Origin of the sequence: Thermohalobacter berrensis, assembly GCF_003609645.1 — a bacterium.
GTDB classification, from domain to species: Bacteria; Bacillota; Clostridia; order Tissierellales; family Thermohalobacteraceae; genus Thermohalobacter; species Thermohalobacter berrensis.
Window position 1 is genome coordinate 25882 of record NZ_MCIB01000038.1, and the last position, 12130, is coordinate 38011.

Consider the following 12130-nt stretch of genomic DNA (forward strand, 5'->3'; position numbering starts at 1 on the left):
AGGGGTATTATGAAGAACAAAAAAATCCTAAAAACTATAACTCTATTAATGGTTTTTGTATTAACATTTTCAATTTTATCAGGATGTATTAGAAAAAAAGAAAATCAAAATGAAAAGATAAGTGATTCAAATGATACTGAAGCTGAAGTAAATTATCCAATGACAGTAAAAGATGATTTTGGAAATGAAGTTAAGATTGAAAAATTACCTATGAGGATAATTTCACTGGCACCAAGTCACACAGAAATACTTTTCAAACTCGGATTAGGAGATAGGGTTGTTGGTGTTACAAACTATTGTGATTTTCCAAAAGAAGCTAAGGAAAAAGAAAAAATTGGTGATTTAATGAATATTAATGTGGAAAAAATAATTGAGCTAGAACCTGACTTGGTAATTCAATATGGAGAAGGTAAAGAAGAGATAAATAATCAGATTAGACAAGCTGGAATAGCACTATTAAGTTATGAACCAGAATCAATACAAGAGGTAATTGATCTTATAAAAGAGATAGGAAAAATAACTGGTGCTCAAAGAGCTGCTGAATTAACTACTATTGAAATGACTAGTAAAAGAGATTACATAATTGAAAAAGTAAAAGATGCTAAAAAACCTAAGGTTTTTTACGAAGTATGGGATGATCCTCTTATGGCAGCAGGCCCTGGTTCATTTATAGATGAGCTTATAACATTAGCTGGTGGAGAAAATATTGCTAAGGATGCAAAGGGAAAATATCCACAATTTAGTTTAGAAAAGTTGATTGAAAGGAATCCTCAAGTATATTTAGGAGCAAAGGAGGAAGGTAAAACTGTAGAACAAATTAAAACAAGGGAAGGATATGAAATTATTGATGCTATTAAAAATGATAGAGTATATCTCTTAGAGCCTAATATTATTTCAAGACCAGGACCTAGAATAGTTGATGGATTAGAAATTATGGCCAAGACTATTCATCCTGAACTATTTAAATAAATAGAAAAGTAGGGTTAATATGAAAGTGGATAAAAGCTTTATAAGTAGAAAAAGATGGAACGTAGTATTAATATTATTAGTGCTTTTATTATTGTTAAGTATTAGTTTTTTTGCAACAATGGGAAGTGCTGATATAACTTTAAATGAGACAATAAAAATAGTATCATCAAAACTTCCTTTTATAAATAAATATGTTGATAAAAGTAGTATACCTGACTCACATCAATTTATAATATTAAAGCTTAGAATACCTAGAGTATTGTTAGGAGTTTTAGTAGGGGCAGCCCTTTCTTGTGTTGGGGCTGCTTTTCAAGGAATGTTCAAAAATCCTATGGCAGATCCATATATTATTGGCATATCATCAGGAGCTGCTTTAGGAGCTTCTTTAATAATAATTACAGGACTGAATGCAACTATTTTTGGTATTAGGAGTGTTTCTTTAGGAGCATTTATAGGTGCAATAGCTTCAACCTTTATAGTATATGTAATATCAAGGGTAAAAAAGCGAGTTCCCATTACAGTATTATTACTTTCAGGAATAGCAGTAGGTCAATTTTTTACTGCTATAATGTCATTTTTAATGGTATTACATAGCAATGACCTTACTAGGATTATCTTTTGGACTTTAGGAAGTTTTTCAGGAAAGGGATGGAATGAACTTTTACCTATTATTTTGCCCGTTTTTTTTTCCATTGTGGTTTTAAACTTTTTTGCAAGAGATTTGAATGTTATGTTGACGGGAGAGGAATCTGCTCAAAATATGGGTATTGATGTAGAAAAAATAAAAATTTTAATTTTAATAATATGTGCCTTAATTACTGCAATGGCAGTGTCTGTAAGCGGAATAATAGGATTTGTAGGATTAATTGTACCACATATTGTAAGATTAATAGTGGGTCCTGATCATCGGATACTTATTCCAGCTTCAGCATTATTTGGTGGTATATTTATGATTTTTGCAGATACAATTGCAAGGACTATAATAGCACCTACAGAAATACCAGTTGGAATAATTACCTCGTTATTTGGAGGCCCTTTTTTCATATACCTTCTACGTAAAAAGAAAAGGTCTGTTTAATATAGGAGTGAATTTAATGACTGAAGCTATCAAGGTTAAATCACTATATTTTGGATATGGAGACAATCATGTTTTAAAGGATATTAACTTTACAATTAAGAAAGGTGACTTTGTAAGTATTATAGGGCCTAATGGTTCTGGAAAATCTACATTACTAAAGAATATCGCAAATATATTAAAACCTGAAAAGGGAATAATAGAAGTAGATGGAAAGAATATTATAGACTATAGTGTTAAAGAATTAGCAAAAAAAATAGCATTAGTTCCCCAAGATACCCATATTGCATATGAGTTTAATGTATTTGATATTGTTTTAATGGGGAGAAATCCATATTTAAAAAGATTTGAAAGAGAAACTGATAAAGATTTTCAAATAGCCAAAGAGTCTTTAAAATTAACAGATACCCTTCATCTAAAAGATAAGGGAATTAATAATATAAGTGGTGGTGAAAGACAGAGAGTAATAATATCTAGGGCCCTTGCTCAACAGCCCAAGATACTATTATTAGATGAACCTACTTCACATTTAGATATTAATCATCAAATAGATATATTATCATTATTACAAAAACTTAATAAAGAAAAGGAAATGACTATTGTTGTAGTAATACATGATATTAACCTTGCTGCACGGTTTAGCAATAAGATTATATTACTAAATAAAGGAGAAGTATTAAGTATTGGTAATCCTAAAGAGGTTATAAACTATAATAACCTAGAAAATACTTATAATTTAGATATGATTATAACCGATAATCCCTATACAAATAGTCCCTATATTATTCCTCTTACATCTAAAGAAAAAAACAACTATAGAAAGATTAACAAGAAAGTTCATGTAATCTGTGGTGGAGGTACTGGTGGGGAAGTACTTAATAAACTTGACCTATTTGGTTATAGATTTTCTGTAGGAGTTATAAACATTGGAGATTCAGACTGGCAACTTGGCAAGAAATTATCAGCAGAATTAATTGAAGAAATGCCATTTACAGGTATAACGGACAAAGCCTATAAAAAAAATGTTGCCACTATGGAAAAAAGTGATGTAGTAGTATTAACAAGTGTTCCATATGGTAAAGGTAACTTTAAAAATCTTGAAGCTGCATATAAGGCTTTAGAGAAAGGGAAACCTGTATATCTTATAGACAATTATCAAAAGTATAAAAGATTCGATTATGTTAATGGCAAAGCAAAGAAAATTTTGGATGACATGAAGAAAAAAGGCCTTAAACTAGTTAACTCTGTTGATGAATTATTATTAATGTTAAAAAAACATGTATAAAGAAGGTGATTTGATGGCATATAAGCTAATTGCAGTTGATATGGATGGTACACTTCTTAATAGTAACAAGGAAGTATCATCAAAAAATAAAAATGCATTAAAAGTTGCAACAGAAAAAGGTATACAAGTAGTTATAACTACAGGGAGGATTTTTACATCTGCTAGGTATTATGCAAAATTATTAGGATTAATAACACCTATCATATCTAATAATGGTGCTTACATATGTGAATACCATAGAAATAATGTTTTATATGAAAATCCCATTAGAAATTATGAATTAAAGGAAGTAATAAAAGATATTGAAGAAGAGGGAATGTACTATCATTTTTACGGGAATGATACTTTTTATACAAAAGAATTAGACTACACATCTAAGGAGTTATATGAATGGAATAAAGAACAGAAGCCAGGTGATAAAATTAATATTGAAGTTTTAGAGAATCCTTTAAATTTTATAGAAGAAAAAGACCCTGATATATACAAATTGGTTGTTATTGATGAGAATCAAGATAAATTAAAATATATTAGGCAGAAACTAAGTATAAATGATAATATTGAAATTGTTAGTTCTTGGAGTAATAATGTAGAGGTAATGAATAAAGGAGTATCAAAGGGGTCAGCACTAAAAGAATTGTGTAAAATATTTAACATAAAAAGGGAAGAAGTTATAGCTATAGGAGATCATCAAAATGACCTTTCTATGATAGAGTTTGCAGGTACAGGTATTGCAATGGGAAATGCAGAAGATGAGATTAAGAAAAAAGCAAAATACATAACAGATACAAATGATAATGATGGAGTAGCTAAGGCTTTAAAAGAATTAGTGTTTTAAGTACATAATAAGTTGAAATTATTTAATAAAAACGCTGGTGGATTTATAATCCATCAGCGTTTTTACTTTTAATTAAAATAAGAGATTAGTAACAAGGTATATTTGGGGGTATACATCTAATTATTCCACATGCCAGTCTTTTTCCAGCATCTCCAGCAGGTTGTGTTCTATAGTCATCTGGATTTTTATGGATTATTATTGACTTACCTACTATGTCAGAAACTTTAAATGCATTTGTAAAGAAACTCATAATTGCTCTCCCATTGTTTGAGAAGAGTACAGGGAAATCACCAACGTGATTACCGTGGGGCTGATTTGTTGGGTTAAAGTGTTCTCCAGCATCTTTGAAAGGCTCCTCTGGGTCTCCTACATTACAGTTTCCAAATTCGTGTATATGAAACCCGTGTGGTCCTATAGGATCTTCATCATCACTAGCAGGTTGATAGGGTGGAAGACCAGCTACATTCACATAAACCATTGCTCCTCCGGGAACATCTCTAAAATAGACTACTCCTCTTAATTGTGGGGCTAAGGGACCTCCCCTAATATAGGCTACTGCAAATGAACAAGGTATCTTTGTTCTAATATGAATCACCTCCCTTCATATTAACTTATGTTAGTAATTTTATTTATGTTAATTAATAAATCTTCAAAATACCATGAAGTTGAATAATTATGTTTTTCGTTTAAAATACTAGTTTTATAAATAAATTTAATTATTTTTGGAAAATAAAAGGAATTAGATAAATAATTAAAATAAAAAAGTCTGGAGGAATAACTATGAGACAGAGAAGGATTAAGGAACCTATTGTATCAATTACTAAAAATTCTAATGAGGCTAATTCACTTGAAGAAAACCTTAATAATTTACCTATGGAAAGGATAATTAGAAAAGGTGATAAAGTAGTAATAACTCCTAATTGGGTAAAAGCAAAGGAGCCCTCTTCTGGTACAGTTGTAGGACCAGCAACTTTGGATAAACTTATTAAAATTATAAAAAAGTTTAAACCGAGATCTATTGTAATTGCAACTGGTTCGGGGGGAGATCCAACAGATAAGGTGATGAAGCATGTAGGTTATGATAAGGTAATAGAAGAAAATGGTGTAGATTTTGTAGATTTAAATTATGGTCCTTATGTAGAAATTAACTTAAATCATGATTATCCTCCATCTACAAAATTAAATAAACTATATGAAGAAATGGATGTGTTAATATCATTTACCCAACTTAAGATGCATGAGGAAGCAACTATAAGTGCCGGAATAAAAAATATTGCGTTAGGATGGCCACCGGCAGAAATACATGGATTTCCCAAAAAAGCTTTAGGAATACATGAAGATTTACACCATTTTATAGTAGCAATGATTGAAAAAATGCCTATAGATTTAACTATAATTAGCGCAGATAAGGCAATGATTGGAACAGGGCCATCAGATGGTAAACCGGTAGATACCCCAGGTCTTATTATCTCTGGTACTGATCCTGTAGCATGTGACGTTGTAGGAGCTAGACTTTTAGGCTTTTTACCTCAAGCAGTCCATTATTTATATGAATTGTATAAAAAGGGATTAGGAGAAGCTGACCTTGAAAAGGTTAATATTAAAGGAATTCTACTAGAAGAAGCAGAAAGATTGTTTACAAAGGCTGCATATAATAAAGAGACTGTATTAGACAATAAAAGAATAAAACCAATTCATGGTAATCAGTAGATGTTTTGTGATATAATTTTTATGGAAATTATATTATAATGAAATATGTAATAAAATATATTTTCTTTCCATACCCTTTGTGTAAAAGTAATATAAAAGACAATCAATAAAGGGGGTCTAATCATGGCTTTAAATATTGTTTTAGTAGAACCTGAAATACCACAAAATACTGGAAATATAGCTAGAACTTGTGCAGCTACAGATACAAAACTACATCTAGTTAAGCCCCTTGGATTTTCTGTGGATAATAAACATTTAAAAAGGGCAGGCTTAGATTATTGGCATTTACTTGATATTTACTATTACGATAGTTTTGATGAATTAGTTGATAAATATGGAAGGGATAAATTCTTTTATGCTACAACAAAGGCAAATAAAAGACATACTGATGTAAAATATTTTGATGATTGTTTCTTAGTATTTGGGAAAGAGACAGCAGGGCTTCCAAAAGACCTTTTAGATGCCAATAAAGAAAGGTGTATAAGGGTGCCTATGTTAAAGGACAATAGGGCAAGATCGTTAAATTTAGCAAATTCAGTATCAATTATTCTATATGAGGCTTTAAGACAAATAGATTTTCCTAATTTAATATAATAAGGATATAATTAACAGGAAATTTACATAGTTAACAAAACACTAATATATTTAACATAAATTTAACAAAAGTCGACAAATTTTATTATATTATATATACGTATGCATTATATTTTTAGATAGGAGGATTGGGTATGGAGATAGCATTTGGTGTACTTGGTGGTTTAGGCTTGTTTCTATATGGTATAAATGTGATGGGGACAGGCCTACAGAAAACAGCAGGTGAAAGGTTAAAAAAATTAATTGAAATTTTAACTAAAAACAGATTTATGGGGCTTTTAGTTGGAACTGTAGTAACTATGATAATTCAAAGTAGTAGTGCTACAACGGTTATGACAGTAGGTTTTGTAAATGCAGGTCTAATGTCACTTAATCAAGCTATAGGAATAATAATGGGTGCCAATATAGGTACCACTGTAACTGCACAACTAGTTGCCTTTAAACTTACTGATATTGCCCCACTTGCTATTGCAATAGGTGTTGCAATGTGGTTATTTAGTTCAAATAAGAAACATAAGGAAATAGCAGAGATACTTATTGGTTTCGGTATACTATTTATTGGAATGGACTTTATGAAAAGTTACTTAAAACCTTTAAGTAAATCTCAAACCTTTAAAGACATACTTATAAGTTTAAAAAATCCTTATCTAGGTATAATAGTTGGTTTTGGATTAACAACAATAGTGCAAAGTAGTAGTGCTTCTATTGGATTATTGATTGCATTAGCAAGTCAAGGTCTTATAACAATAGATATGGCATTACCTATTTTATTCGGTGATAATATTGGAACATGTGTAACAGCCCTTCTTTCAAGTATAGGAGCTAGTACTACTGCTAAAAGAGCTGCAGTAATGCACTTACTATTTAATATTATTGGTACTATAATATTTATGTTAGTGCTAAGTTATCCTATACAAATACTTGTAACTAGGTTATCACCTAATGATGTAGGTAGACAAATAGCTAATGCTCATACATTTTTTAATATTACTAATGTGATAATTCAATTCCCATTTGCTGGATTTATAGTTACGGCTGCTAAGAAATTAGTACGAGGAAAAGAGCAAGAACCTCAGGGATTAAAATATCTTGACCCTAGAATCATTCAAGAAACACCATCAATAGCTGTAGGACAAGCTTCAAAAGAAGTATTAAGAATGGGAAAAATAGTATTAAATAATTTTGAAAATGCTAAAAAATCTTTCTTTGATAAGGATTCTGAATTAGCATATAAGGTGTTTGAAGAAGAAAAGAAAATTAATTTAATGGAAAAGGAAATTACAAAATATTTAGCTCAACTTACTCAAACTTCATTGACAGAAGAAAATCAAACAAAAGTAACAACTCTATTAAATACAATAAATGATTTAGAAAGAGTAGGAGATCATGCAGACAATATTGCAGAACTTTCATTATATGCTATAGATAATAAACTTGATTTTTCAGATGAGGCATTAAATGAGCTAGGAAATATGTTTGAAAAGGTTGAAAATTCATATAGAAAAACTTTAGATGCTTTTAAAACAGCTAGTAAAGAAATTGCAGAAGAGGTAGTAAAAGCAGAAGAAGAAATAGATTTATTTGAAAAACAATATAGGGCAAATCATATTGAAAGACTTAACATACAGCTTTGTAAACCAAGTTCAGGTATTGTATTTTTAGATTTAATTAGTAATCTAGAAAGGGTAGCTGATCATTCTTCTAATATTGCTTTATCAATACTTGATGCACTTAAATAGAGCCTATTTTAGGCTCTATTTTAATTTTCTTGAGGGACTATCATATTAATTATATAATGTAGGTAGAAGAATAGTATGTTTTAAGTGAGGGGGAAAAAGATTGGAAAGAATAAAAATAATAACAGATAGTGTATCAGATATACCTAGTGAATATATAAAAAAGTATGATATAGAAGTTGTACCACTTACAATAAATTTTGGATCTAAAAGTTATAAAGATAAGGTTGATATTTCAATAGAAGAATTTTATAAGATGGTAGAAGAAAGTGAGGATTTACCAACAACTTCCCAGATAACACCTGTAGAGTTTATAGATACATATAAAAAATTTATAGACAGCTATGACCATCTTATTGTTATTACGATGTCTTCAAAACTAAGTGGAACGTATCAATCTGCAGTTACGGCTTCTCAAATTGAAGGAATAAGTGAAAAAGTTACAGTAATAGATTCTAAAGGAATTACACTTGGACAGGGTTTATTGGTAATAGAGGCTGCTAGAATGGCTAGTAATGGAAAAAATAAAGAAGATATTATAAATAGAATAAATCAGATGATTGATAGATTAGAATATATTATAGTTGTTGATACTTTAGAAAACTTAAAAAAAGGAGGTAGAATATCATCAACTAAAGCCTTTATTGGAGAAAAGCTTAAGATAAAACCTGTACTAACAATGGATAACGGTAATATAATAGTAATGGATAAGATAAGAGGCAGGAAAAAAATTATTAAATGGATAATAAAAACACTTAAGAAAAAGAGTATTGATTTTTCAAATAAAACAATAGGTATAAACCATGCAATGGCAGAAGATATGGCTAAAGATTTGATGGAAAAAGTTAAAGAAAATTTTGATGTAAAAGAAATAGTTTTTGGAGAAGTGGGTTGTACGGTTGGAGTATATGCTGGAACTGGTGCTATTGCTATACATTTTCAAAATGATATATACTAAAATAAAACCTTTTTTGCTAAGTTTACTATACTAAAAATGTGAAAAGGAAGTGATAATGTGAGTAGTGAAGTTTTCTTTATTAATCTTAGAGCTACAAGTAAAAAGGATAATATACAAAATAAACTTAGAAGACTTTATGATAAACTAGAAGTAAAAAATATACTAGCACAAAATGACATTACTGCTATTAAGCTACACTTTGGAGAAAAGGGGACAAATGCTTTTATTCATCCTGTTTTTGTAAGACAAATAGTCGATAAGACTAAAGAAAGCGGTGCAAAGCCATTTTTAACAGATACAAATACCCTTTACACTGGTAGTAGATCAAATAGTGTTGATCATATACAAACAGCTATAGAAAATGGATTTGCATATGCTGTAGTAAATGCTCCAATTATTATAGCAGATGGAATATATAGCAAAAATTCTATTGAAGTAGAGATTAATAAAAAACATTTTGATAAAGTAAAAATTGCTTCTGATATATATTATGCTAATTCAATGATTGTTCTAAGCCATGTTAAAGGTCATGAATTAGCAGGTTTTGGAGGAGCTATAAAAAATCTAGCAATGGGTTGTGCTAGTGCTCCGGGAAAACAAATTCAACATTCTGATTCTAAGCCGAAAGTAAAAAGAAAAAAATGTATAGCATGTAAAATATGTATTAATAATTGTCCTGCCGATTCTATAAGTATTCAGGATGAAAAGGCCAAAATAGATAAAGAAAAATGTATTGGGTGTGGTGAATGTATATCAATATGTCCAAAGAGGGCTATTCAGGTTCAATGGAAGACAGATCCTGATGTTTTCTTAGAAAAAATGGCAGAATATGCCTATGGGGCAGTTGAAAACAAGAAAGGTAAAGTAGCGTATTTTAACTTTGTTATGAATGTAACACCTTTATGTGACTGTGTACCATGGAGTGATGCTCCGATTGTAGGTGATGTTGGAATACTTGCATCATTCGATCCAGTTGCTATAGACCAAGCAAGTACCGATTTAATTGATAAACAAATTGGAAATAAGGATAGTGAATTAAAAGTTAATTTTGAACCAGGAAAAGATAAGTTTAAAGGGGTACATCCAAACATTAATAGTAAGAACATATTAGAGTATGCTGAAAAATTAGGTTTAGGTAGCAGAAATTATAAGTTAATAGAAGTTAAATAGAAATTTTTTGCCTTAATTAACCAATTAAGTGAAAAAAGAGGTTGTACAAGATAATTTTGTATATTATAATAAAAGTAGGATGTTAATAAAAAAACAAAAAAATTTGCTGGATGACAAATGCGGGAGATGCTAGCTTTGAGCTAGAGCCGAAGGGGTAAGTTATAGAATGTAGTGCCGTTCTATAATGAAACTCTCAGGCAAAAGGACCGCATTTTGACAGTCCTCTGGAAAGCCTTAGGGCACCGAAGGGGCAATTCTTTTAAGAAGAATCTCTCAGGTTAAATACAGAGCAAAGGGCACCCAAGTGAGGGGTGTTTTTTGCTCTTTTCTATTAAGAAAACATTTTCCTATTCAAGGAGTGGAATAATTGAAGAAATTTGTAATAACCAACAATCCTCTAGTTAAAGAAAAACTTTCTGAATATATTGAAATTAATTATTTTGATATTACATATTTAGATATTTTAAAAAAGGTTAGAGATAAAGTACATAAAGGATATAAATTATTAACACATCCACTATCGGGAAGTTTAAAACCAAACGAAACTCCGTATAAGTCGATTATTATAGGTCATAATAATGATAAGTTAGATATGGAGTCATTAATGATAATTGAAAGCAGCATACAAACTGCTGAGAAGTTCATAAAAGATAAAAACACTCCTAATTGGAATGAAAAAATCCTTAAAGATTTCCAAGTTATCGACATTTCACTTATTGAACAACTTGTCAAAGAATTATAAGGGTATTTCTATTCTAGGTATAAAACTAGAGAAAAAGTGGCAATATTTTAATTAGGTTTTAGTTATTATAAAAATTTATAAACAATAAATAAAGGAGTGAGAAAAATGGCAGATACTATTTATGATGTAGCCATAATAGGAGCAGGACCTGCTGGGCTAGCTGCAGGTATATATTCAGGTAGGGCTAGGCTTAAAACATTGCTTTTAGAAAAAGAGAAGACTGGGGGACAAATAGTAACAACAGAGGAAGTAGCAAACTATCCTGGATCAATTGAAAATGCAACAGGACCATCACTAATTGCAAGAATGGTAGATCAGGCTGAAGAGTTTGGAGTAGAAAGGAAATCAGATGCAATTAAAGAGGTAAAACTAGAAGATAAGATAAAAGTGTTAAAAGGAGAAAAAAGTGAATACAAAGCTAAAGCAGTAATAATAGCAACAGGGGCACAGCCAAGAAAGCTAAATGTTCCAGGAGAAAAAGAATTAACAGGAAAAGGTGTATCATACTGTGCTACTTGTGATGCTGACTTTTTCACTGATTTTGAAGTATATGTTATTGGTGGAGGAGATTCTGCAGTAGAAGAGGCTTTATATCTATCTAAATTTGCTCGAAAAGTAACTATAGTTCACAGAAGAGATAAATTAAGAGCAGCAAAATCAATCCAAGAAAAAGCTTTCAATAACAATAAAATAGATTTTATATGGAATTCAGAAGTTAAAGAAATTAAAGGTGACGGTGTAGTTGAATCTATGGTATTAAGAAACAGGGAAACGGGAGAAGAGACTTTAATTGAAGCGGATGAAGAAGACGGAACATTTGGAATATTCATTTTTATAGGATACTTACCTCAGACAGAGTTATTTAAAGATATTATTGATATGGATGAGAGAGGTTATATTATAACAGACAGTGATATGAAGACTAATATAAGTGGTGTGTTTTCGGCAGGAGACTGTAGACAAAAATCATTAAGGCAAGTTGTTACTGCTTGTGCAGATGGGGCTATAGCTGCCACTCAGGCAGAAAAATATATAGAAAATAATTTTGAAGAATAA

At 30.4% G+C, this 12130-nt stretch carries 12 protein-coding genes and 1 riboswitch; of the genes, 11 read left to right on the plus strand and 1 reads right to left on the minus strand.

Annotated features, from left to right (window positions below; genetic code table 11):
* The first annotated feature begins 9 nt into the window (after positions 1-9).
* Genes BET03_RS12045 through BET03_RS12060 form a run of 4 tightly spaced genes read left to right on the plus strand, consistent with a single transcriptional unit; the run spans position 10 to position 4164 of the window.
* Positions 10-969, plus strand: coding sequence for an ABC transporter substrate-binding protein (locus BET03_RS12045; RefSeq protein WP_120170551.1), 960 nt, complete (start codon positions 10-12; stop codon positions 967-969).
* A 19-nt stretch (positions 970-988) separates the two neighbouring features.
* A complete protein-coding gene (locus tag BET03_RS12050; protein ID WP_120170552.1) occupies positions 989-2047 on the plus strand; it encodes a FecCD family ABC transporter permease in 1059 nt (352 codons plus the stop codon).
* Between the two features lie 16 nt (positions 2048-2063).
* Positions 2064-3329 carry an ABC transporter ATP-binding protein gene (locus BET03_RS12055; RefSeq protein WP_120170553.1) on the plus strand — a complete coding sequence of 422 codons (1266 nt, stop codon included), beginning with the start codon at positions 2064-2066 and terminating at the stop codon, positions 3327-3329.
* Positions 3330-3342: 13 nt separating this feature from the next.
* Positions 3343-4164, plus strand: a complete 822-nt coding sequence (locus tag BET03_RS12060; protein ID WP_120170554.1) for a Cof-type HAD-IIB family hydrolase — start codon at positions 3343-3345, stop codon at positions 4162-4164.
* Between the two features lie 85 nt (positions 4165-4249).
* Here the strand turns inward: BET03_RS12060 and BET03_RS12065 are convergent, their stop codons facing one another.
* Positions 4250-4759: a superoxide dismutase family protein gene (locus BET03_RS12065; protein ID WP_279230402.1), complete on the minus strand. Its 510-nt coding sequence runs from the start codon at positions 4757-4759 to the stop codon at positions 4250-4252.
* A 185-nt stretch (positions 4760-4944) separates the two neighbouring features.
* On the opposite strand from BET03_RS12065, the gene BET03_RS12070 reads away from it, so the two are divergent.
* The 7 genes from BET03_RS12070 to trxB all read left to right on the plus strand — a co-directional run bounded on the left by BET03_RS12070 (position 4945) and on the right by trxB (position 12130).
* Complete coding sequence (locus BET03_RS12070) at positions 4945-5874, plus strand: DUF362 domain-containing protein (RefSeq protein ID WP_120170555.1); 930 nt, start codon at positions 4945-4947, stop codon at positions 5872-5874.
* A gap of 123 nt (positions 5875-5997) precedes the next feature.
* Positions 5998-6468 (plus strand): tRNA (uridine(34)/cytosine(34)/5-carboxymethylaminomethyluridine(34)-2'-O)-methyltransferase TrmL, encoded by a 471-nt coding sequence (gene trmL, locus BET03_RS12075; RefSeq protein ID WP_120170556.1) that lies wholly within the window; start codon positions 5998-6000, stop codon positions 6466-6468.
* Between the two features lie 134 nt (positions 6469-6602).
* Positions 6603-8207: a Na/Pi cotransporter family protein gene (locus BET03_RS12080; protein WP_120170557.1), complete on the plus strand. Its 1605-nt coding sequence runs from the start codon at positions 6603-6605 to the stop codon at positions 8205-8207.
* A gap of 100 nt (positions 8208-8307) precedes the next feature.
* Positions 8308-9162, plus strand: coding sequence for a DegV family protein (locus tag BET03_RS12085; protein WP_120170558.1), 855 nt, complete (start codon positions 8308-8310; stop codon positions 9160-9162).
* A gap of 57 nt (positions 9163-9219) precedes the next feature.
* Complete coding sequence (locus BET03_RS12090) at positions 9220-10332, plus strand: DUF362 domain-containing protein (RefSeq protein WP_120170559.1); 1113 nt, start codon at positions 9220-9222, stop codon at positions 10330-10332.
* A 110-nt stretch (positions 10333-10442) separates the two neighbouring features.
* A riboswitch (glycine riboswitch) is annotated at positions 10443-10551 on the plus strand.
* A 148-nt stretch (positions 10552-10699) separates the two neighbouring features.
* On the plus strand, positions 10700-11074 hold the full coding sequence (locus BET03_RS12095) for a GrdX family protein (protein ID WP_120170560.1): 375 nt from the start codon (positions 10700-10702) through the stop codon (positions 11072-11074).
* Positions 11075-11179: 105 nt separating this feature from the next.
* The gene (trxB, locus tag BET03_RS12100; protein WP_120170561.1) at positions 11180-12130 is read left to right on the plus strand and encodes a thioredoxin-disulfide reductase; all 951 of its coding nucleotides are present in this window, start codon (positions 11180-11182) and stop codon (positions 12128-12130) included.